Genomic DNA, 22,863 nt, shown 5'->3' with positions numbered 1-22,863 from the left:
GAAGAAAAACGTGAATACACAACAACTGGCGAAACTACGTACTATCGTGCCCGAGATGCGACGCGTCCGGCACATTCACTTTGTCGGCATCGGTGGTGCTGGCATGGGTGGTATCGCTGAAGTGTTGGCAAACGAAGGCTATCAGATTAGCGGTTCTGACCTGGCGCCAAACCCGGTCACTCAGCAGTTGAGCGCATTGGGTGCACAGATTTATTTCCATCACCGTCCGGAAAATGTCCGTGATGCGAGCGTAGTGGTGGTTTCAACGGCGATTTCTGCGGATAACCCGGAAATCGTGGCTGCGCGGGAAGCGCGTATTCCCGTCATTCGTCGCGCTGAAATGTTGGCGGAACTGATGCGTTACCGCCACGGCATTGCGGTAGCCGGTACTCACGGTAAAACCACCACGACGGCGATGGTTTCCAGCATTTATGCTGAGGCGGGTTTGGATCCAACCTTCGTTAACGGCGGTTTGGTGAAAGCGGCGGGCGTTCACGCGCGCTTGGGCTCCAGCCGCTACCTGATTGCAGAAGCGGATGAAAGCGATGCTTCCTTCCTGCATTTGCAGCCAATGGTGGCGATTGTGACCAATATCGAAGCCGACCATATGGATACCTACCAAGGCGACTTTGAAAATTTAAAACAGACATTTATTAACTTCCTGCACAACCTACCGTTCTATGGTCGCGCAGTGATGTGTGTGGACGATCCTGTGGTGCGTGAGTTGCTGCCGCGCGTAGGTCGTCACATTACCACTTATGGTTTCAGCGATGACGCGGACGTACAAATTGCCAGCTATCAGCAAATTGGGCCGCAGGGCCACTTTACCCTGCGTCGTCAGGATAAACCTTTACTGACGGTGACCCTGAATGCGCCGGGTCGTCACAACGCGCTGAACGCCGCCGCCGCGGTTGCGGTAGCAACGGAAGAAGGCATTGACGATGAAGCAATTTTACGCGCGCTGAGCGGTTTCCAGGGGACCGGGCGTCGTTTCGATTTCCTCGGTAATTTCCCGCTGAAAAATGTGAACGGTAAAAGCGGTAGCGTGATGTTGGTGGACGATTACGGTCATCACCCAACGGAAGTGGATGCCACTATTAAAGCGGCTCGTGCGGGCTGGCCGGACAAACGTATCGTGATGGTTTTCCAGCCGCATCGCTACACCCGTACTCGTGATTTGTACGATGACTTCGCCAACGTGCTGGAAGGTGTGGACGTGTTGCTGATGCTGGATGTGTATTCCGCTGGCGAAACGCCAATTCCCGGTGCCGACAGCCGTTCTCTGTGCCGCACCATTCGTAATCGTGGTCAGTTGGACCCAATTTTAGTTTCGGATAGCGACACAGTTCCGTCAGTATTAGCTAAAGTATTGAATGACAACGATCTGATCTTGGTTCAAGGAGCAGGTAATATCGGTAAAATCGCGCGCAATCTGGCTGAGACCAAATTGCAGCCTCAGGTGAAAGAGGAGGAACATCATGGTTGAGAAAGTCGCCGTACTGCTGGGTGGAACCTCCGCTGAGCGCGAAGTGTCATTGATGTCTGGCGCGGCGGTATTAGCCGGTCTGCTGGAAGGCGGCATCGACGCCCATCCCATTGATACTCTTGATTTTCCTGTGACTCAGCTCAAAGAGCACGGCTTCGATAAAGTCTTTATCGCTCTGCATGGTCGTGGCGGTGAGGACGGTACGCTGCAAGGGTTATTGGAGTTTCTGCAACTGCCTTATACCGGTAGCGGCGTCATGGCCTCTGCGCTGACGATGGACAAGTTACGCAGCAAATTAGTGTGGCAGGCTTCGGGTTTGCCGGTTTCACCTTTTGTGGCGCTCTCTCGTCAACAATTTGAAACACTTTCATCTGATGACTTCGCTGAGCGGATCGCTAAGCTTGGCCTGCCTTTAATCGTCAAGCCAAGCCGTGAAGGCTCTAGCGTTGGCATGAGTAAGGTGGATCGCATTGAGAATCTGCCGGCAGCATTGGAAGAAGCGTTCCGTCATGACAATGACGTACTGATTGAAAAATGGCTCAGTGGCCCGGAATACACCGTGGCAATGTTGGGTGACGAAGTGTTGCCTTCGATCCGCATCCAGCCAGCCGGTGTGTTTTATGACTATGAAGCCAAGTATTTATCCGATGATACAGAATACTTTTGCCCAAGCGGTTTAAACGCGGAGCAAGAACAACAGCTGGCCGAACTGGCACGTCAGGCCTATCAGGCTCTAGGGTGCAGCGGCTGGGGGCGGGTGGATGTTATGCAGGATAGCGATGGCGGATTCTATCTGTTAGAGGTGAATACCTCGCCAGGTATGACCAGCCATAGCTTAGTACCGATGGCCGCTCGTCATGCCGGGATGAGTTTTTCCCAGCTGGTGACGCGCATTCTGGCGCTGGCTGACTGATATGTCGCAAGCTGCTCTGAATGCACGGGAACGTGCCGCTGAAACCCGCGCTGCTCGCCGGAGCAACGGAGGCCAGTTAGCGGGGTTGGTTTTCCTGCTGATGGTGCTGGGAACCGTGTTGTGGAGCGGCTGGGCCGTTGTAGGTTGGATGAAGGATGCCAGCCGTTTGCCACTGTCAAAACTGGTGGTGACCGGCGAACGCCATTACACCACCAATGACGATATTCGCCAGGCGATTCTGGCTTTGGGCGCACCGGGAACCTTTATGACGCAGGATGTCAACATCATCCAGCAGCAGATTGAACGGTTACCCTGGATTCAGCAGGCTAGCGTGCGTAAGCAGTGGCCGGATGAGCTGAAAATCCATTTGGTAGAATATGTGCCGGTTGCCCGCTGGAACGATTTGCACATGATTGATGCTGCGGGTAAGTCGTTTAGCGTGCCTTCGGAACGCATCGGCGGCCAGAAATTGCCGCTGCTGTATGGGCCTGAAGGCAGTGAACAGGATGTTCTGGAGGGCTACCGGGCGATGAGTAAGGTGTTAGCGGCCAATAAATACACGCTAAAAATGGCGGCAATGAGTGCTCGCCATTCTTGGCAACTGGCCTTAGATAACGATGTTCGGCTGGAGCTAGGGCGGGATGACCGCATGGGACGTTTGCAGCGCTTTATGGAACTGTACCCCATGCTAGAGCAGCAGCCTGATAAACGGGTTAGCTATATCGACCTGCGTTATGACACCGGCGCTGCGGTGGGTTGGTCCCCGGTATTTATCGACCAGCAGGCAAGCAGCCAGCAGAACAGTAATCCGCAACAGAATCAGGCACAGGCAAAACAACAATGATCAAGTCGACGGACAGAAAACTGGTAGTGGGTCTCGAGATCGGTACGGCAAAGGTCTCCGCATTGGTAGGGGAAGTTCTGCCCGATGGCATGGTCAACATTATTGGGGTTGGCAGTTGCCCATCCCGTGGTATGGATAAGGGTGGCGTTAACGATCTTGAATCGGTAGTGAAATGCGTCCAACGTGCGATCGATCAAGCAGAGTTAATGGCAGATTGCCAGATTTCCTCCGTTTATCTGGCATTATCGGGTAAACATATAAGTTGTCAGAATGAAATCGGGATGGTTCCTATTTCCGAAGAGGAAGTAACTCAGGAAGATGTAGAGAACGTAGTACATACCGCGAAGTCGGTACGTGTGCGTGATGAACATCGAATCCTGCATGTTATCCCTCAGGAATATGCCATTGATTATCAGGAAGGTATTAAGAACCCGGTCGGCCTTTCCGGCGTGCGGATGCAGGCCAAAGTACACCTGATTACCTGCCATAACGATATGGCAAAGAATATTGTCAAAGCGGTTGAACGCTGTGGTCTGAAAGTTGACCAGCTTATTTTTGCCGGTCTGGCCGCCAGTTATGCGGTATTGACCGAAGACGAACGCGAACTGGGCGTTTGTGTAGTGGATATCGGCGGCGGCACCATGGATATGGCGGTGTACACCGGTGGCGCACTGCGTCACACCAAGGTGATTCCTTATGCTGGTAACGTAGTCACTAGCGATATTGCCTACGCCTTTGGCACACCGCCGACCGATGCGGAAGCGATTAAAGTTCGACACGGCTGTGCGCTCGGGTCGATTGTCAGCAAGGACGAAAGTGTTGAAGTGCCAAGTGTTGGCGGACGTCCTCCCCGTAGTCTGCAAAGACAGACACTGGCCGAGGTCATTGAACCACGCTATACGGAATTGCTGAACCTGGTAAATGACGAAATTTTGCAGTTGCAGGAACAATTACGTCAGCAAGGCGTAAAACACCACTTGGCAGCAGGTATTGTGCTTACAGGTGGTGCGGCACAAATTGATGGCCTGGCCGCATGTGCGCAACGGGTGTTTCATGCCCAGGTACGTATTGGCCAACCGCTCAATATTACCGGGCTGACGGACTATGCGCAGGAACCTTACTACTCCACTGCTGTTGGGTTATTGCACTACGGTAAAGAATCTCATCTCAGTGGTGAGTCAGAAGTAGAAAAACGTGCCTCGGTGGGCAATTGGTTCAAACGTATCAATAGCTGGCTGAGAAAAGAGTTTTAATGTTTCAACAAAGAGATCATGCTGAACATATTTTTTGATCTCGAAGCGACAGGCACAAAACGGAGAGAAACTATGTTTGAACCTATGGAACTGACCAATGACGCGGTGATTAAAGTCATCGGCGTCGGCGGTGGCGGTGGCAACGCCGTTGAACACATGGTGCGCGAGCGCATCGAAGGTGTTGAATTCTTTGCCGTTAATACAGACGCTCAGGCGCTACGTAAAACGGCAGTTGGCCAGACTATCCAGATCGGTAGCGGTATTACCAAAGGTCTGGGTGCTGGTGCGAACCCGGAAGTGGGTCGTAATTCTGCGGAAGAAGATCGCGAAGCGCTGCGTGCAGCACTTGATGGCGCGGATATGGTCTTCATCGCGGCAGGTATGGGTGGCGGTACCGGTACTGGTGCTGCGCCTGTAGTTGCGGAAGTAGCAAAAGATCTGGGTATTCTGACAGTGGCCGTGGTTACCAAGCCTTTCAACTTTGAAGGCAAGAAACGCATGGCATTCGCTGAGCAGGGTATCGCTGAGTTGTCTAAACACGTGGATTCATTGATCACTATTCCGAACGACAAGTTGTTAAAAGTGTTGGGTCGTGGCATCTCTTTACTGGATGCATTCGGCGCAGCTAACGACGTGTTGAAAGGTGCCGTTCAGGGGATCGCCGAGCTGATCACCCGTCCTGGCCTGATGAACGTCGACTTTGCTGACGTGCGCACTGTGATGTCCGAAATGGGTTATGCCATGATGGGTTCCGGCGTCGCTTGTGGCGAAGATCGTGCGGAGGAAGCGGCAGAAATGGCGATTTCTAGCCCGTTACTGGAAGATATCGACCTGTCGGGTGCCCGTGGCGTTCTGGTCAACATCACCGCTGGTTTCGACCTGCGTTTGGATGAATTTGAAACCGTAGGTAACACCATTCGTGCCTTCGCGTCTGATAATGCTACCGTGGTTATCGGTACGTCCTTAGACCCGGAAATGAACGACGAGCTGCGTGTTACTGTGGTTGCGACTGGTATCGGCATGGACAAACGTCCGGAAATCACGCTGGTTACCAACAAGCAAACTCAGCCAGTGATGGATCACCGTTATCAGCAGCACGGTATGTCACCGTTGCCGCAGGAAGTGAAGCCTGCCGCGAAGGTGGTGAACGACCAAACTGCTCAAACGAACAAAGAGCCGGATTATTTGGATATTCCAGCGTTCTTGCGCAAGCAAGCTGATTAATTTCCAAAAATTTGGTATCTCCGCTCTTTGTGCTAAACTGTCCCACCGATCTTCCTATATGCTAGGTCGGTAGGATGGATAACATTGCGAGATAAAACGATGATCAAACAAAGGACATTAAAACGTATTGTTCAAGCGACTGGTGTTGGTTTACATACCGGCAAGAAAGTCACGTTGACAATGCGCCCCGCGCCGGCCAATACCGGGGTCATCTATCGTCGCACTGACTTGAATCCACCGGTTGATTTCCCGGCAGATGCAAAATCCGTGCGTGATACCATGCTCTGTACTTGTCTGGTTAACGAGCATGACGTGCGTATTTCTACCGTTGAACATCTCAACGCTGCTTTGGCGGGCTTAGGGATTGATAACATTATTATAGAAGTCAATGCACCTGAAGTGCCGATCATGGACGGCAGTGCCAGTCCATTCGTGTACCTGCTGCTGGACGCAGGAATTGAAGAGCTGAATTCAGCGAAGAAATTCCTACGCCTGAAAGATACCGTTCGGGTTGAAGACGGTGATAAATGGGCTGAACTGTCTCCATTCAATGGATTCCGTTTAGATTTCACCATTGATTTCAATCACCCGGCGATAGACACCAGTACGCAGCGTTACCGCCTGGATTTCTCTGCTGATTCATTTGTGCAGCAAATCAGTCGTGCGCGTACTTTTGGCTTTATGCGTGATATCGAATATCTGCAGTCCCGCGGTTTGTGCCTGGGCGGTAGTTTCGATTGTGCCATCGTGGTAGATGATTACCGCGTTCTGAACGAAGATGGCCTGCGCTTCGAAGATGAGTTTGTTCGTCACAAAATGCTGGACGCCATCGGCGACCTGTTCATGTGCGGCCACAATATTATTGGCGCGTTCACCGCGTATAAATCTGGTCACGCACTGAATAACAAGTTACTGCAAGCCGTATTGGCAAAACAGGAAGCTTGGGAATATGTGACGTTCCAAGACGAAGCCGAAATGCCATTGGCATTCAAAGCTCCGTCAACGGTATTGGCTTACTAAAAGCTACTTATCACGTTTGGTTGCGTTGGCACTCTCTCCGGCCAACGCAGCCAGTCGTTCCAAAATAGTCCTCAATTTCTCTGGGCTACGCCTCGCTAATCCTCGTAATTCATTTGCACTTTCCAAACTCAAGTGACGTAATGGCGCTGACTCTTCGCTTTTTTGCGCAGCCTGAACGGTTTCTTGTATCTTGTTCTGTCCTTTCGCCATTAACGCAGGATTAATCCTGATGTCGATTGAAGACAATGATGGTAGAATTTGCGCTCGTAGTGCAGAAAGCAGGTTAGGTTGTTCGTAACGTAATCGCATTAGCCAACTGGCGTTGGCGGTTTCTAGCACCAAAATACTCTGTCGATAATTGGCCACACGGCACCAAGGCTGCAACTGTGACGGAAGCAATGCTTTTACCGCACGATTGAGCTTTAACAGTGCGACTGCGCGCTGCTGTACATTGTGCAGTGGGCCTTTCTCCGTTGCGGTCGCATCGTCGAACAGAACATCTAATAATTGTGGGCGGCTTTCACGCATTGACAGGGCTCCGGCGGATTTTAAACTTGTGATCGGTATTCTAAATCGTTGGCGACAATTTGGCAGACGTTATTTCTGGCCGCATCTCCTTTTGGGGATGGTCGCGGCGAGTCTTGGCGTGCCGTCAAACTTGTCCGGCGGCCCGGATCAAACCGCACTGCCGAGTACATCTTCCAGCCAAAGTCGCCAAAATCACGGTACGACCAACTTTAATAGTCTTGCTCTGCTGCAAGAGACGCACCGTCGTCCTTCCTTCAGCGTAGACTATTGGCAGCAGCATGCGCTTCGCACCGTCATTCGTCACCTTTCTTTTGCACTTGCACCGCAGGCCGCTTATAGCCGCGTGCAGGAAGTCGAGGCGTTAGAACAGGTAGAGCCGACGCAAATTCAACAGCTTGCGCTACTGGATACGCTCAATGCGTTGTTGACTCACGAGTCGCGGCCACCGACCATCATTCGCTATACCAAACGAGTACCTCAGCCCGTTTTATCCCTTCATCAACCTGGCTTATGGCTTGCCCAGGTACAAGGCATTCGTGCCGGACCGGTTCGTTACAGCTAGTTATTCCTCTGAAGTCTTTTAACTTAATGTAACCTTTGACCGCCGGTTTGGTGGTCTTGTAAGAGATATAAAGAATTATGCTAATCAAATTACTCACTAAAGTTTTTGGCAGCCGTAACGATCGGACCCTGCGCCGTATGCGTAAAGTGGTTGATGTAATCAACCGCATGGAACCGGACATGGAAAAACTGTCCGATGAAGAATTAAGAGCCAAAACGGACGAATTCCGCGCACGTTTGGCGAAAGGCGAAGTGTTGGAAAACCTGATTCCAGAAGCTTTTGCTGTAGTTCGCGAAGCCAGTAAACGCGTATTCGGCATGCGCCACTTCGATGTGCAGCTGTTGGGCGGTATGGTTCTGAACGAGCGTTGTATTGCAGAAATGCGTACCGGTGAAGGTAAAACTTTAACCGCAACGCTGCCAGCTTACCTGAATGCGCTGACTGGTCGCGGCGTACACGTGGTTACTGTCAACGACTATCTGGCTCAGCGCGATGCAGAGAATAACCGTCCACTGTTTGAATTCCTCGGCCTAACTATCGGTATCAACCTGCCGGGTATGACAGCTCCGGCGAAGCGTGAAGCCTATGCTGCTGATATTACTTACGGTACTAACAACGAATACGGTTTTGACTACCTGCGCGACAACATGGCGTTCAGCCCGGAAGAGCGCGTACAGCGTAAACTGCACTATGCGTTGGTGGATGAGGTTGACTCCATCCTGATCGATGAAGCGCGTACTCCGTTGATTATTTCTGGGCCTGCGGAAGACAGTTCCGAAATGTATATTCGGGTTAACAAACTGATTCCTAAACTGATTCGTCAGGAAAAAGAAGATTCCGATACCTTCCAGGGTGAAGGGCATTTCTCGGTAGATGAAAAGTCCCGTCAGGTGCATTTAACTGAGCGTGGCTTGATCATGATCGAGCAGATGTTAGTGGAAGCCGGCATTATGGAGGAAGGCGAATCTCTGTACTCACCGGCCAATATTATGCTGATGCACCACGTAACCGCCGCTCTACGCGCCCACGTACTCTTTACCCGCGACGTTGACTACATCGTTAAAGATGGCGAAGTTATCATCGTTGATGAACACACGGGTCGTACCATGCAAGGCCGCCGCTGGTCTGACGGTTTGCATCAGGCAGTTGAAGCCAAAGAAGGGGTGGAAATCCAGAACGAAAACCAAACGCTGGCTTCCATTACTTTCCAGAACTATTTCCGTATCTACGAAAAACTGGCTGGTATGACAGGTACTGCGGATACCGAAGCCTTTGAATTCAGCTCTATCTATAAGCTGGATACTATTGTGGTTCCAACTAACCGTCCAATGATTCGTAAAGATCTGCCGGATCTGGTCTATATGACTGAAATGGAAAAGATTGGTGCCATCATTGAGGATATCCGTGAGCGTACTGCCAACGGCCAGCCTGTGCTGGTTGGTACGATTTCCATCGAAAAATCCGAAGTGGTATCTGCTGAACTGACCAAAGCCGGCATCGAACATAAAGTTCTGAACGCTAAATTCCACGCCATGGAAGCAGACATTGTTTCTCAGGCGGGTCAGCCGGGAGCGGTTACTATCGCGACTAACATGGCCGGCCGTGGTACCGATATCGTGTTAGGCGGAAGCTGGCAGAGTGAAATCGCACAGTTGGAAAATCCGACTGAAGAGCAAATTGCCGAAATTAAAGCCGCATGGAAAATTCGTCACGATGCGGTTCTGGCATCCGGTGGTTTACACATCATCGGTACTGAACGCCACGAATCCCGTCGTATTGATAACCAGCTGCGCGGTCGTGCGGGTCGTCAGGGTGATGCCGGTTCCTCGCGCTTCTACCTGTCAATGGAAGATGCATTGATGCGTATTTTTGCCTCTGACCGTGTGTCAGGCATGATGCGTAAACTGGGTATGAAGCCGGGAGAAGCCATTGAGCATCCTTGGGTAACCAAAGCGATTGCTAACGCACAGCGTAAAGTAGAAAGCCGTAACTTCGATATTCGTAAACAGCTGCTGGAATACGATGATGTAGCCAACGATCAGCGCCGTGCGATCTACAGCCAGCGTAACGAGTTGCTGGACGTATCTGACGTTAGCGAAACTATCAACAGCATTCGTGAAGATGTGTTCAAAGTTACGCTGGATAGCTACATTCCGCCGCAATCTTTGGAAGAAATGTGGGATGTTGAAGGTCTGGAACAGCGCCTGAAAAACGACTTCGATCTGGATATGCCGATTGCGCAATGGCTGGAAGATGAACCACAGCTGCATGAAGAAACCCTGCGTGAGCGAATCCTTCAGCAGGCCATTGACGTCTACAAACGCAAAGAAGAAGTTGTCGGCGTCGAAATGATGCGCAATTTTGAGAAAGGCGTGATGCTGCAAACGCTGGATTCCTTGTGGAAAGAGCATCTGGCAGCGATGGATTATCTGCGTCAGGGCATCCATTTACGTGGCTATGCGCAGAAAGATCCTAAGCAGGAATATAAGCGCGAATCTTTCGCTATGTTTGCGGCAATGCTGGAGTCTCTGAAATATGAAGTGATCAGCGTGCTGAGCAAAGTTCAGGTTCGTATGCCGGAAGAGGTCGAGGCGCTGGAGGTTCAACGCCGTGAAGAAGCTGAGCGTTTGGCCAGACAGCAACAGTTGAGCCATGAAAATGACAATAGCGCCCTGATGTCTGAAGAAGATGTGAAAGTTGCAGCCAGCCTTGAACGTAAAGTGGGCCGTAACGATCCTTGCCCTTGTGGTTCAGGTAAGAAATATAAGCAATGTCATGGCCGTTTGCAGAAATAACGCTGTGATTAGCCAGCAATAGTTAAACAGTAAATAGCAGGGCGGCCAAATAGACCGCCCTTCTTTTTGCTTAATGTCGCGGAATCAGGATGTGAACGCGAGATAAACGAGGAATATCAGAATGAAACATTTGCAGATCGCTGTGGGTATTATCCGTAATGCGCAACGCGAAATTTTTATTACCCAGCGCGCGGCAGATTCCCATATGGCGGGGTTCTGGGAGTTTCCCGGTGGGAAGATAGAGCAGGGGGAAACCTCGGAAATGGCGTTGTATCGTGAGCTATTGGAAGAAGTTGGCATTGTTGCGCAAAATGCCGTGCAGATAACCACTCTGGAACACCGTTTTCCTGACCGAATTGTCACTCTCAGCTTCTATCTGGTAGAACACTGGCAGGGCGAACCTTTTGGTCGGGAAGGCCAGCCGGTGCGTTGGATTAAGCAAGAGGAGTTACGGGCTGAGGAATTCCCAACGGCAAATCTGTCCATAGTTGAGTTACTGGTTTCTCAGGCATAATCAAACTCAGATTGGAGCACACATTGCGTGGCTCCAATCTGTGAGCGCATTAGCGCGGATCTTCCTCACTCCATTCATCGCTATCTGAGAGTTCTCCCTGACTTGGAATACGCTTCTCTTCATCGGCCCATTCGCCAAGGTCGATCAACTGACAACGTTTGCAGCAAAAAGGACGATACGGGCTTTGCTCGCCCCAGATAACGATTTTCCCACAGGTTGGGCAATTAACCTGCATTTCAGTTGAATCCATATTCTCTCCTAAAACTTGCTTACTGCATGACAACACAGCCATAAGCATAAATAAGTGCAAGAGTTAACAACAGGCCAACTCAAAGCTTAAGCGTGCGGGTACAGTGCCATTCTCGCTATCCAATGGTAGGAAACGTATCGCGTAACGGGTTTTGTGGCCGGAAACCTGCGGATAAAGCTGATGCTCCATGGAAATTCGCAGGCGCAATAAATCAGCGCCTTCGGCATTATCCTGGAAGAATCCATTTAGGCTAATTTGGTTGCGCAACGGGCCAGACTGGCGGATTAAATCCAGAATCATGGTTAATGATTGATTCAGAGGGGTTAACGTATCAAGTAATGCATTGATATGTTGATTGCGTTGTTCCTGCGGCAGGTGCAGCCAAATATGTAGCGTAGGCAGATCGAAACTACAACAACCGCCCGGAATACTGAGTCGTTGGCGAACCAGACTAATCATGCGGTCTTCTTTCAGCGACTGTCCGATACGCGGTGCGGACATCAGCACCGATGCCCGGCTTTTCAACTGGGCTCGTAATTCATCAATCAACGCCATATCGACACCGGGAACATCAGCCCAGGCCTGAAGTTTTTGCTGCTGACGCTCAAGCTCTTTGAGTAAGTCAGTGCGAACTTCCCCCCTTTCAAGCACATCGATTAGGTCGGATGCGGTGCGAAAAAACGTTAAAGCACTGGCGATATTATCTAGATTTTGCTGACTTTCTAACTGTTGCAGCAAAAACTCAATGCGAAGCCAGGTACGCATTTTTTCATTCAGCGGGTGTTCAAAAAGTACAGTTGAGGTGAGATCACTCATCGGTGTAAATCCTGTTGGGTCACCGTCGCCAACCTTAAATACCGGTGATGGAGCGAGGCAACGAGCGGCGGGATCGTGGAAGGATCGCCGCTATTGTCGATAATGTCATCTGCACAGACCAGACGCTGTTGTCGTGTGGCCTGCGAAGCTAAAATATGTTCCGCTTGCTGACGGCTGATACCGTCTCTTGCCATGGTGCGCCTAAGCTGAATCTCAGGGGTGACATCCACGACCAATACTCGGTCAGCTCTATGGCTTAGGTTATTTTCAACCAGTAAGGGAACGACCCAAAGTACATAAGGCGCTTTTGCAGCCGCGAGCTGACGCTGAGTTTCTTGCTGAATCAATGGGTGCAACAGCGCATTTAGCCAGTTTTTTTCCATCGGGTCGCTAAAAATCTTTTCCCGCAGCTTGGCTCTATTCAGGCTGCCGTCTGCCAGCAAGATAGTATATCCATAACGGGCTTTTATCTCATTTAACGCCGGCATACCAGGCTCAACAATCTGTCGGGCGATGATATCCGCATCAACCAGCGGTACGCCGAGATCGGCAAAAGCATTAGCAACGGTACTTTTCCCACTACCAATTCCGCCTGTAAGAGCAACAATATAGGTCATTACATTGCCTTGCATACTGCTGTTGAATACCCGAATTGTAACTGAAAGCTGTGTGTAAGACATAGCGCGGATGCATTCGGATTTTCAATCTGTCTTTGATGCCTATTCTCTGGCCATGGGCGTATTTTTTAAATCAATATTGCCGATAGTGACACAGCTAGGAATAGTGTAGCCAGACGAACCAGTCAGGAAGGTAAAATGCGTGGTTTTTAGGTAATTTGTGGGAGTGTAGCCTAAATAAAGGTAAATTCGCAGTCTTGCCGAAGAATTATTCCTGCGTATGATAGCTTCACTGGAAATGGCGTCTATTACGCCCGATCTCATTATGCGATCCATCGCCAATAACCAGGAAACCAAAGCCATGCGTATTGAAGAAGGTTTGAAATTAGGTTTTAAAGATGTCTTGATCCGACCTAAACGCTCCACGCTGAAAAGTCGCTCTGAAGTTGAGTTAGAGCGTCAGTTTACCTTCAAACATTCAGGTTATAACTGGGCTGGTGTACCCATTATTGCAGCGAATATGGATACCGTCGGCACCTTCCGCATGGCTGAGGTTCTCTCCTCATTTGATGTTCTTACCGCCGTACATAAACACTATTCTGTTGAACAATGGGCCGAGTTTGTTCGCCGTGTGCCTGAATCGGTACTGCGTCACGTCATGGTTTCTACCGGTACATCTCAGGCGGACTTTGCCAAAATGAAGCAAATTCTGGCGCTTTCCCCTGCACTGAAATTTATTTGTATTGATGTAGCCAATGGTTACTCTGAACACTTTGTTGCTTTCCTGCAACAGGCTCGTGAAGCTTGCCCTGACAAAGTGATTTGCGCTGGTAATGTAGTTACTGGCGAAATGGTTGAAGAATTGATTTTGTCTGGTGCCGATATTGTAAAAGTTGGGATAGGCCCAGGTTCGGTTTGTACCACCCGAGTGAAAACAGGCGTGGGTTATCCGCAGCTTTCTGCCGTGATCGAATGCGCCGATGCTGCCCACGGTTTAGGTGGGCAAATCGTGAGTGACGGTGGTTGTTCCGTTCCGGGTGATGTTGCCAAAGCGTTCGGTGGTGGTGCAGACTTTGTTATGTTGGGCGGGATGTTAGCCGGTCACGACGAATGCGAAGGTAAAGTTGTTGAAGAAAACGGTGAGAAATTTATGCTGTTCTACGGTATGAGTTCTGAGTCAGCGATGAAGCGTCACGTTGGCGGCGTAGCGGAATATCGTGCCGCGGAAGGTAAAACCGTGAAACTGCCATTGCGTGGTTCAGTGGAGAATACCGTTCGCGACATTATGGGTGGGCTGCGATCTGCTTGTACTTATGTTGGCGCTTCTCATTTGAAAGAGCTGACCAAACGCACCACCTTTATCCGCGTTGCAGAGCAAGAAAACCGTGTATTTGGCAGTAACTGAGCCAAATAACCTCAGCCGGTTTACGCTGAATGCGTGTTTTATATCGCTGATAGTTTGTGATTAATTGACTATTAAAGAAGGGACGCAAAATGATGCGTCCTTTTTTAATCTTCTGCCAAACGCCAAACGCCAAACGCCAAACGCCAAACGCCAAACGCCAAACGCCAAACGCCAAACGCCAAATGCCAAATGCCAAACCTAAAACTTTTGCTAATTAATAATTCCCCCAAGTTGAAAAATGGGGAGATACATAGCAATAACCAGCGTGCCAATCACTGCGCCGACGAACAGCATCAACATCGGCTCGAGCATTTGTGTCAACTTATCAGCCAGTTCCTCAGTTTGCTGCTGTTGCCAACCAGCAAGCTTTGTCAGCACGCTATCCAGCGAGCCGGATTCTTCCCCAATGCGTACTAACTGTTGGCAAAGTGGAGGAAAAAGAGGTTGGTGTGAAAGGGCATCACTCAGAGGTATTCCCTGATTAATTAGCTGATAAAAATGATTGATAATGGATTTGTAATGCAGATTATCAATGGATCTAGCGGCTGCTTCCAGCCCATTAGCTAAGGTTAAACCTGCTTTTTGTGTGACAGATAAGGTACGGAAAATTTGGCTGAGACAGTACCCTTGAACCAGTGGCGCTATCAACGGGAGGCGTAACAACAAGAATTGTTCCCGTTGCTTCCATCGTGTGTTTCCCCTTATTTTATAGAGGTAAACTAATACAATACCGATGATTGCCACTGTAGTGTAAATACCGTAATTACCCAGTATTTCTGATAGAGATAGCAGCCCTTGAGTCAGTGCGGGCAGGGGGGCGTCAAAAGTCTGATAGAGCCGCCCAAATTCTGGTAAAACAACAAGTAACATCAGGACACTGACGGCAAAAGCAACCAGGCAAACAAAGGCGGGGTATCTGAGTGTCTTAGTCACTTTCTTTTTCAGGTACTGGCGTTTTTCCTGTTGGTCGGCTAGCTGGAGACAGCATTTATCTATCTCTCCCGTTAATTCGCCTATGGCAATTAATTGCGCGTATATGGGTGGGAAAACTGATGGATAGGCGTTTATTGCCTCAGATAACGGCTGCCCTTGAGATAGGCTTTCACTAACATCTCTTAGTAAACAGCGCCATATTGGCGTGTCGGCCTCTGCTGCCAACAATTGCAGACTATTTATTAACGGCAGTCCCGCTTGCAAAAGCGTAGCTAATTGGCGTGTGAAATGAAGCAGATGCTTCCCTTGATGTAGCCGAGAGCTTAGGCGTTTTATCCTTCTGATACGGATGGGCTGTAGCCCCTGCTGCATTATTCTTTGGTAAATTACCGATTTTTCGCTGGCTAGAGACTCGCCGACGATCATCTTTCCTTCGCTATTTATGCCTTGCCAAATAAATAAACCAAGTGTCATTGAATTCCCCTTAATGTCGTCAGGTTTCCGACAACTCGTGAGACTTCGGCGATACTGGTTATTCCCTGTTGAACCAGCGCTAAGCCTGCGATGAGTAGAGAATGGTGTCCTGGGGGCGGCTGAGAATTTTTCAGGCTAGGAAGAGGGGCTATATTCATTAAATCCTGCTGATTTGACGGTGTCATTGCCCATGTATCATAGACGCCTATTCGGCCATAGTAGCCGCTACTACAGTGTTCGCAACCAGTGGCATGCCAGTGATGCAAAGGCTTTGGACACAAAACTATGGGGAGAATGACTGGCTCGGGTGCTGCTCGTTTACAACGTTGACACAGGCGGCGCACCAAGCGTTGGGCTACTACCAGTTTTAGGCAAGATGCGAGCAGATAATGACTGATTCCCATTTGAGTCAATCGGGCTAGCGTTTCTTGCGTTGAATTGGTGTGCAAGGTCGAAAGCACTAAATGGCCTGTTAGTGCAGCCCTTACCGCAATATCTGCAGTTTCATTATCTCTGATCTCGCCGATCATAATGACATCTGGGTCCTGTCTGAGTAATGCACGTAACGCCTGAGAGAAATCTAAATCTATTTTACTGTTGGTCTGAGTTTGATTAATGCCTTCAACGGGAATTTCGATCGGATCTTCGACGCTGCATAAATTACGGTACTGTTGATTTAGGTGTTGTAGACAGCTATACAAGGTCACTGTTTTTCCGCTCCCAGTTGGCCCGGTAACAAGAATCAATCCTTGCGGTAAACTTAAGGCCTCAAGGATTGATTCCCGACTTTTTTGGGGAAGTTCCAGCTCGTCCAATCGTTGCGGTATATCGGTATTCAGAATGCGTAGTACCACTTTTTCACCGTATTGAGTTGGTAATGTGGCTATGCGCAGTGAGTAATAATGATTATCAAGGCTAATGCTAAACTGTCCATCCTGAGGTAATCGCCGTTCCGCACTGTTCAGCTTGGCCATTACTTTGAGACAGGCATTGATTCGATTAACCAAATTAGCCGGTGGAGATAGCGTTTGGTGCAAAATGCCATCAATACGTAACCGAATACGGTAATAGCGGCGATAAGGCTCGAAGTGAACATCAGACGCACGTTTTTGAATCGCCATGCGTAGCGTTTGATGAATGATGTTGATAATGGGCGCATCACTTTCATCATTAAGTGAAGTCACTTTTTGATTATCAAAGGTTTGAATGTGTGATTTATCCGTATTAGGGGCATATTTTATGGCCGCCTCTTCCGCGTGTTTTTTGATCTCGTTATCTGGCCTAATCGCGCCGTTTAGCTGCTGGATTAAATCAGGACTCAAATGATGGAGGTGGTGCTCAATTTTTGCCGCAGGCCATAGAATCACTTCCACATTTAAACCGCAGGCAAAGCGTAATGCATTTATCTCCTCACTGGTTGGGTACTGCAACATGGCAAGAGTTAATGTATTTGGGCTGATTTCCAGCGGTATCGCTCGATACTGCTGGCAAAGCCGGGATAACGCATCCCCCGGCTCCTTTGTTATTGATTGAGCGGTTGCTATTCATCGTCGCTAGACGTCTCTTTCAGAGCAAATACCGACTGGCAGAGTTTACTTAGCTCATCATGGTTTCCTGTACATGCTCGTGTCCAAACCAGGTTGCCGGCGGCGCTTTTAGTTGGGGTTAATACCACGCTTAATCCATCCAGAGTCTCCTGTCCGGTCATAGAGATAACCCCTCTTGCGATGTTGATGGCTTTGACATAACGAGTAGGTTGGCCAGAGGGAATCCCCTGACTACCGGCATTGCAGCCTAATAATGCTGAATGTTCCATCGAGCAAACCTCTACGGCCATTCGGTAAGGAGCACTGGTTTGCAACATATCGGTTAGGGCGGCTTTCTGTACATAGCCTTGATAAGCAGGAATGCCGATGCCGCCGAGAATGGCAATAATGACGATGGAAACCATGAGTTCAATGAGGGTAAAGCCTTGTGAATAATGCATTTTCACACTCCTTGTGATGAAAGACGAGGCAAGAGTGCGGTTTTTTTTATTGCTGGAAAAGTGGGTTTGAATAGGGCTGCGAAACGTATTGTGAGAATTTTTAAGTGTTGCAGTAATCGGAGATTTTTTTTCGGCAGAGGCCGCAAAAAAGAGCTCATTATTACTTGAGCTCTTTCCCCGGTTGAAACAAATCTGCTAGCGTTATTGAAAACGCATCGAGAGGTCTAAGGCGGTAACGTGTTTAGTCAGTGCGCCGACAGAAATAAAATCGATCCCAGTCTCGGCATAGCTGCGAAGTGTCTCGAGTGTGACATTACCTGAGACTTCCAGCTGAGCGCGGCCTGCGGTGAGGGATACGGCATCACGCATCATAGGAATGGTGAAGTTATCAAGCATCACGATATCGGCTTCGGCATCCAGAGCCTGCTGTAATTCATCTAAAGATTCCACTTCGACCTCAATTGGGACATCGGGGTGGATCCAGAATGCTTTACTCACGGCTTCTTTAATCGAACCGGCGGCAATAATGTGGTTTTCTTTAATTAAAAAAGCATCGGTCAACCCAAGACGATGATTGTTGCCACCGCCGCATAACACTGCGTATTTTAATGCGGTTCGTAAGCCAGGCAGTGTTTTACGAGTATCTAGGAGTTGGGTATGCAACCCTTGGAGTAAAGCAACATAGCGGCTGACTTCGGTGGCTACGCCGGATAGCGTCTGAACAAAATTTAATGCGGTACGTTCGCCAGTGAGCAAGATGCGAGCGGGGCCGGAAAGGTGGCACAACGTTTGGTTAGCGGTGAGAGCGTCACCGTCTGCCACCAGCCACTCGACCGCAACTTTTCCTCCGAGCTGGATAAAGACTTCGTTCAGCCAGCGTTGCCCGCAGAAAACGCCGGCTTCGCGAGTAATGATAGTCGCGGAGGCTTGTTTATCTGCGGGGAGCAGTTGGGCCGTCAGATCGCGATCGGCATTAACCTCACCGCCTAGATCTTCACTCAGTGCCTGGGCAACGGAAAAGGGAATATCGCTTTGAATTCGCTCTAATAACGCAGTGCGACGACTGTCGGCACTGTAGCTACGTGTCGGCATAGAAAACTCCGAAATGGCGGATAGGTAATAGTTCAAACATGCTACTCTGTTGCTGGCGTCAGTGCTACTACAGAGCCGGTTTAGAATAAGATTGAGGTGACAAATGCAGTTAGAGAATGGCTGGATTGTTGGGATTAAGCGGGTGGTTTCTCCTCATTTTGATCTCAGACCTGAAGATGAGGCTCCCTCTCTTTTGGTCATTCATAATATCAGTTTGCCGCCAGGCGAATTTGGTGGACCTTATATCGACCATTTGTTTACCGGAACTTTGAATGCGGATGAACATCCTTATTTTGCTGATATTGTTCACTTGCGAGTATCGGCGCATTGCCTGATTCGTCGCGATGGCGAAGTTATTCAATATGTGCCTTTTGATAAGCGAGCTTGGCATGCCGGTATATCTCAATTTGCTGGGCGTGAGCGGTGTAACGATTTTTCCATTGGTATCGAGTTGGAGGGAACGGATGTGCTACCGTTTACCGATAAGCAATATCAAAGTCTGAAAAAAATCAGTGTGTTGTTGCTATCCCACTATCCCATTACCCTAGAGCGGATAACCGGGCATAGTGATATAGCTCCCGGCCGCAAAACCGATCCGGGACCCGCATTTGACTGGGCGCTTTATCGACAAAGTTTGACGCCATTATTGGCGTGATTTTGCAGCAATAGAGGTCATGATAGCGGAGGCGCGGATTCCGTCATTTTTACCTTTTTTGTGATAACCGCTGCCGGGAGGCATGGTGCCTGAAGGTTCGGGCAGGTGGAATGTAGAGGGAGATAGGGAATCAATGACGCTTTTTACGCTATTGCTGGTACTGGCCTGGGAACGTTTGTTTAAGTTAGGCGAACATTGGCAGCTGGACCACCGGTTGGAAGCTATTTTTAGTCGGTTGCATCGATATTCGTTGCTGCAAACGCTCGGTCTGGCCATTTTGTGTATGGCTATTGTCGGTTTGATGTTGCAGTTGGTTCAGGATTTTTTGTTTGGCTTGCCACAACTGTTACTGTGGATTGTTATCTGCCTGTTATGCATCGGCGCTGGTGGTATAAGAAAACACTATCGTGCTTACCTGAAAGCCGCCCGACAAGGGGAGGCCAATGCCAGTCTGCAAATGGCGGAAGAGCTGGCATTGATTCATGGATTGCCTGTGGACTGTGGTGAAAAGGACCGTTTACAAGAGTTACAGAATGCGTTGCTATGGATTAACTTCCGCTACTATCTGGCTCCTTTGTTCTGGTTGGTGGTTTGTGGCTCTTATGGCCCGGTAGCTATTACGGGCTACGCGATGTTGCGCGGATACCAAACCTGGCTGGCACGTCACCAAAGCCCTTTGCAACGCTCTCAGTCAGGCATTGACCGGATTTTACACTGGGTTGACTGGATTCCCGTCCGGTTGGTTGGCGTGGCCTACGCACTGCTTGGTCACGGCGAACGTGCGTTGCCGGCGTGGTTTGCCTCTTTGGGGGATTGGCATTCGCCGCAGTATCAGGTGCTCACCCGCTTAGCTCAGTATTCGCTGGCTAGAGAACCGCATCTCGACCCAGTACAAACGCCGCGTGCGGCAGTATCTTTGGCGAGGAAAGTCACGTTGACGATTATAATTGTCGTGGCTTTGCTCACTATCTATGGCGCTCTGGTATAGCGGCATTAGAGGCATTATCGATAAAAACGACAGCTATCTGGAAAGGTAGCTTCGTAAGCATCGGATTGGCAGCAAGAGCCCATCAAAATAAGCGTATGTCTGATTGGTCGGTTTTGTAACAAAAACAATGAAAAACTTAAAATTCAACGAGTTTATTACAGGTTTTAGAGCGTGTTAGCGCTAGCTTCAGTCATTAATGGAGGGAGGGAGTAAGGTTGCGAAATACAGGCAGGGAATTATCGGATTGAAGCATCAAAGTCTGATAGTTTGTTTGCTTCTGATTTCCCCTACACATTAGTTCGCTTTAGGCTTGGGTAATATCAGAGACTCATGGTCGTGATATGGGTAATTATGTCACCGCAGCGCGAGTTTAAGCTCCTTGATAACATAGCCATTTCCGAGGTAACTGACTGATTTTCTCTGGTGTTGTGAGAACAATTAGGCGTGATTTTTCATGTACAAACAATCTGCAATCTGCAATCTGCAATCAATAATCAATAATCAATAATCAATAATCAATAATCAATAATCAATAATCAATAATCAAACGACTTTCGATGAAGCTCAGCAAGCGGCTTTATTACTCTATGGGCAATTAAAAAACAGGCCCACAGTATAAATGCGGGCCTGAACGTTAATGCTTATCGCTTTCAACTAGATAGTGCACAGTGATGAGCGATTAAGCTTTATTCTGCTTAACTCGATTTTTCAGCATATAACCAACCGCTAGCACGATGACCCAGACGGGGATAAGCAAGACGGAAATCTGAATGCCCGGCGTTAGGTACATGATAACCAGAATGCCCGCCAGGAAGGTTAGGCATAGGTAGTTGCTAAAGGGATACCAGAAGGCTTTAAACTTAGGCTCAATTCCCTGCCGGTCTTTCGCTGCGCGGAATTTTAAGTGAGCAAGGCTAATCATTGCCCAGTTGATTACTAGCGCTGAAACCACTAACGCCATCAGTAACTCAAATGCCCGTCCGGGAATCAGATAGTTAATCAATACGCAGAATGCAGTCGCAAAGGCTGAAACGGCAATAGCGATGACCGGTACGCCACGACCATCTACTTTTAATAAAGCTTTCGGGCCGTTCCCTTGCTTGGCTAGACCGAACAGCATACGGCTGTTGCAGTAAACGCAGCTGTTGTACACCGACAACGCGGCGGTAAGCACCACGATATTCAGCACGGTAGCGACAATATTACTGTCTAATGCATGGAAAATTAGTACGAAGGGACTGCCGCCCTCAACCACTTTTCCCCAAGGATAAAGTGAGAGCAATACTGCAAGTGAACCGATATAAAACAGCAAGATCCGATAGATAACCTGATTGGTTGCTTTCGGGATGCTGCGCGCAGGATCTTCTGCTTCTGCCGCTGTGATGCCGACCAGTTCAAGGCCGCCGAAGGAGAACATTATCACTGCCATCGCCATCACTAACCCGATGAAACCATTAGGGAAGAAGCCCCCTTGAGCCCACAGGTTGGTGACCGTTGCCTCTGGGCCACCCTGTCCGCTCAACAACAAATAGCCACCGAATACAATCATCCCGATGATCGCGACCACTTTAATGATGGCGAACCAGAATTCCATTTCGCCATACACTTTAACGTTAGCCAAATTGATAGCGTTGATAGCGAGGAAGAACACTGCGGCGGAAACCCAGGTGGGGATTTCCGGCCACCAGTATTGGACGTAAATCCCCACGGCGGTTAGTTCGGCCATCGCGACCAAAACGTAAAGTACCCAATAATTCCAGCCAGAGGCGAAACCGGCGAAGTTGCCCCAATATTTATAGGCAAAGTGGCTAAATGAACCTGCGACCGGTTCTTCAACGACCATTTCACCCAGTTGGCGCATGATCAGGAAAGCGATAAAACCGCCGATGGCGTATCCCAGCAGCACTGAAGGGCCTGCCATTTTTATGGTTTGTGCAATACCGAGAAAAAGCCCTGTACCAATTGCGCCGCCCAAGGCGATTAGCTGGATATGGCGGTTTTTTAGACCCCGCTTTAGCTCCGCGCCTTCTTGTTGAACACTCATCGTTGCATCCTCTGTCTTTTTGGCTAATGCCCAAATCGTTATTTGTGATGTTGTGTAATTTTGAAATTCCGTTGTTTGTATTGTTTTGTTTACGGGTATTCATTTTGATAATGGTGCCAATGACTACCCATTACGTGAGAATAGTGGTAGGCGAGAATTATTGCATCTGCTTTTTTAATGGATCGTTCGTATTTTATGCATTTAAGAAATACTAAGACCGGTGGCTATTCAGGGAGTTTAAGAAATGGCGAGGGGGAAATGACGGTTTTATAGGCATGCTTCGGTGAAATGAGGATTTATAAAATGGTCAAACCAGTTTTCTGTGACTCATATTCTCGGTCATAAAATAAAGATCGTTGCTGGTGGATTTAAATTCATATTTTTTGATTAAAAAATCATAAAAACATCAACTATAACGCTTCAGCTTGCCTAATTACCCTTTTCATAATCGTTACAATTATTC

22 protein-coding genes are annotated in these 22,863 nt (G+C 49.0%); 13 read left to right on the top strand and 9 right to left on the bottom strand.

The features are described from left to right. The first annotated feature begins 10 nt into the window (after positions 1-10). The 6 genes from murC to lpxC all read left to right on the top strand — a co-directional run bounded on the left by murC (position 11) and on the right by lpxC (position 6,740). Positions 11-1,486, top strand: a complete 1,476-nt coding sequence (murC, locus tag AD970_RS11195) for a UDP-N-acetylmuramate--L-alanine ligase (RefSeq protein WP_049598802.1) — start codon at positions 11-13, stop codon at positions 1,484-1,486. Beyond that, positions 1,479-2,399 carry a D-alanine--D-alanine ligase gene (locus AD970_RS11190; RefSeq protein ID WP_049598799.1) on the top strand — a complete coding sequence of 307 codons (921 nt, stop codon included), beginning with the start codon at positions 1,479-1,481 and terminating at the stop codon, positions 2,397-2,399. Before murC ends, AD970_RS11190 begins: the two co-directional genes overlap by 8 nt. Before the next feature lies 1 nt (position 2,400). Beyond that, on the top strand, positions 2,401-3,243 hold the full coding sequence (gene ftsQ, locus AD970_RS11185; protein ID WP_049598796.1) for a cell division protein FtsQ: 843 nt from the start codon (positions 2,401-2,403) through the stop codon (positions 3,241-3,243). Beyond that, positions 3,240-4,496, top strand: a complete 1,257-nt coding sequence (gene ftsA / locus AD970_RS11180) for a cell division protein FtsA (protein WP_049598793.1) — start codon at positions 3,240-3,242, stop codon at positions 4,494-4,496. The genes ftsQ and ftsA overlap by 4 nt, the downstream gene beginning before the upstream one ends. Before the next feature lie 72 nt (positions 4,497-4,568). Then, the gene (gene ftsZ, locus AD970_RS11175; protein ID WP_049598792.1) at positions 4,569-5,720 is read left to right on the top strand and encodes a cell division protein FtsZ; all 1,152 of its coding nucleotides are present in this window, start codon (positions 4,569-4,571) and stop codon (positions 5,718-5,720) included. A gap of 99 nt (positions 5,721-5,819) precedes the next feature. Further along, a complete protein-coding gene (lpxC, locus tag AD970_RS11170; RefSeq protein ID WP_049598790.1) occupies positions 5,820-6,740 on the top strand; it encodes a UDP-3-O-acyl-N-acetylglucosamine deacetylase in 921 nt (306 codons plus the stop codon). Positions 6,741-6,743: 3 nt separating this feature from the next. On the opposite strand, the gene AD970_RS11165 is transcribed toward lpxC, so the two are convergent. Next, on the bottom strand, positions 6,744-7,268 hold the full coding sequence (locus AD970_RS11165) for a DUF721 domain-containing protein (RefSeq protein ID WP_049598788.1): 525 nt from the start codon (positions 7,266-7,268) through the stop codon (positions 6,744-6,746). A 28-nt stretch (positions 7,269-7,296) separates the two neighbouring features. On the opposite strand from AD970_RS11165, the gene secM reads away from it, so the two are divergent. The 3 genes from secM to mutT all read left to right on the top strand — a co-directional run bounded on the left by secM (position 7,297) and on the right by mutT (position 11,139). Continuing rightward, complete coding sequence (gene secM, locus AD970_RS11160) at positions 7,297-7,830, top strand: secA translation cis-regulator SecM (protein WP_049598785.1); 534 nt, start codon at positions 7,297-7,299, stop codon at positions 7,828-7,830. Between the two features lie 77 nt (positions 7,831-7,907). Beyond that, positions 7,908-10,625 (top strand): preprotein translocase subunit SecA, encoded by a 2,718-nt coding sequence (gene secA / locus AD970_RS11155; protein WP_049598782.1) that lies wholly within the window; start codon positions 7,908-7,910, stop codon positions 10,623-10,625. 121 nt (positions 10,626-10,746) lie between these two features. Continuing rightward, entirely contained in the window at positions 10,747-11,139 is a 393-nt protein-coding gene (gene mutT / locus AD970_RS11150; protein ID WP_049598779.1) for an 8-oxo-dGTP diphosphatase MutT, read from the top strand. Between the two features lie 49 nt (positions 11,140-11,188). On the opposite strand, the gene yacG is transcribed toward mutT, so the two are convergent. The 3 genes from yacG to coaE form a co-directional block, all read right to left on the bottom strand. Further along, the gene (yacG, locus tag AD970_RS11145; protein WP_049598775.1) at positions 11,189-11,389 is read right to left on the bottom strand and encodes a DNA gyrase inhibitor YacG; all 201 of its coding nucleotides are present in this window, start codon (positions 11,387-11,389) and stop codon (positions 11,189-11,191) included. Positions 11,390-11,452: 63 nt separating this feature from the next. Further along, positions 11,453-12,205 (bottom strand): cell division protein ZapD, encoded by a 753-nt coding sequence (zapD, locus tag AD970_RS11140; protein ID WP_049598772.1) that lies wholly within the window; start codon positions 12,203-12,205, stop codon positions 11,453-11,455. Then, positions 12,202-12,822 (bottom strand): dephospho-CoA kinase, encoded by a 621-nt coding sequence (coaE, locus tag AD970_RS11135; RefSeq protein WP_049598770.1) that lies wholly within the window; start codon positions 12,820-12,822, stop codon positions 12,202-12,204. The genes zapD and coaE overlap by 4 nt, the downstream gene beginning before the upstream one ends. Positions 12,823-13,183: 361 nt before the next feature. Here coaE and AD970_RS11130 point away from each other — a divergent pair, with 361 nt between their 5' ends. Then, on the top strand, positions 13,184-14,227 hold the full coding sequence (locus AD970_RS11130; protein ID WP_049599101.1) for a GMP reductase: 1,044 nt from the start codon (positions 13,184-13,186) through the stop codon (positions 14,225-14,227). An 89-nt stretch (positions 14,228-14,316) separates the two neighbouring features. Continuing rightward, the gene (locus AD970_RS20350) at positions 14,317-14,445 is read left to right on the top strand and encodes a hypothetical protein (RefSeq protein WP_268872392.1); all 129 of its coding nucleotides are present in this window, start codon (positions 14,317-14,319) and stop codon (positions 14,443-14,445) included. On the opposite strand, the gene hofC is transcribed toward AD970_RS20350, so the two are convergent. The 4 genes from hofC to nadC form a co-directional block, all read right to left on the bottom strand. Next, positions 14,438-15,634, bottom strand: coding sequence for a protein transport protein HofC (hofC, locus tag AD970_RS11125; protein ID WP_049598769.1), 1,197 nt, complete (start codon positions 15,632-15,634; stop codon positions 14,438-14,440). The two genes, AD970_RS20350 and hofC, sit on opposite strands and share 8 nt — an antisense overlap. Next, positions 15,631-17,178, bottom strand: coding sequence for a type II secretion system protein GspE (gene gspE / locus AD970_RS11120; protein ID WP_049598766.1), 1,548 nt, complete (start codon positions 17,176-17,178; stop codon positions 15,631-15,633). The genes hofC and gspE overlap by 4 nt, the downstream gene beginning before the upstream one ends. Further along, positions 17,175-17,621: a prepilin peptidase-dependent pilin gene (ppdD, locus tag AD970_RS11115; protein WP_049598763.1), complete on the bottom strand. Its 447-nt coding sequence runs from the start codon at positions 17,619-17,621 to the stop codon at positions 17,175-17,177. The genes gspE and ppdD overlap by 4 nt, the downstream gene beginning before the upstream one ends. A 201-nt stretch (positions 17,622-17,822) precedes the next feature. Then, complete coding sequence (gene nadC, locus AD970_RS11110; protein WP_049598760.1) at positions 17,823-18,713, bottom strand: carboxylating nicotinate-nucleotide diphosphorylase; 891 nt, start codon at positions 18,711-18,713, stop codon at positions 17,823-17,825. A gap of 103 nt (positions 18,714-18,816) precedes the next feature. On the opposite strand from nadC, the gene ampD reads away from it, so the two are divergent. Both ampD and ampE read left to right on the top strand, forming a co-directional pair. Continuing rightward, a complete protein-coding gene (ampD, locus tag AD970_RS11105) occupies positions 18,817-19,368 on the top strand; it encodes a 1,6-anhydro-N-acetylmuramyl-L-alanine amidase AmpD (protein WP_049598757.1) in 552 nt (183 codons plus the stop codon). 133 nt (positions 19,369-19,501) lie between these two features. Then, positions 19,502-20,356, top strand: coding sequence for a beta-lactamase regulator AmpE (gene ampE, locus AD970_RS11100; RefSeq protein ID WP_049598756.1), 855 nt, complete (start codon positions 19,502-19,504; stop codon positions 20,354-20,356). 679 nt (positions 20,357-21,035) lie between these two features. Here ampE and AD970_RS11095 read toward each other — a convergent pair. Then, complete coding sequence (locus AD970_RS11095) at positions 21,036-22,400, bottom strand: amino acid permease (RefSeq protein ID WP_049598755.1); 1,365 nt, start codon at positions 22,398-22,400, stop codon at positions 21,036-21,038. Positions 22,401-22,863 lie beyond the last annotated feature (463 nt).

Source organism: Yersinia nurmii (assembly GCF_001112925.1).
GTDB lineage: Bacteria > Pseudomonadota > Gammaproteobacteria > Enterobacterales > Enterobacteriaceae > Yersinia > Yersinia nurmii.
This window is presented reverse-complemented; position numbering and strand designations above follow the sequence as displayed.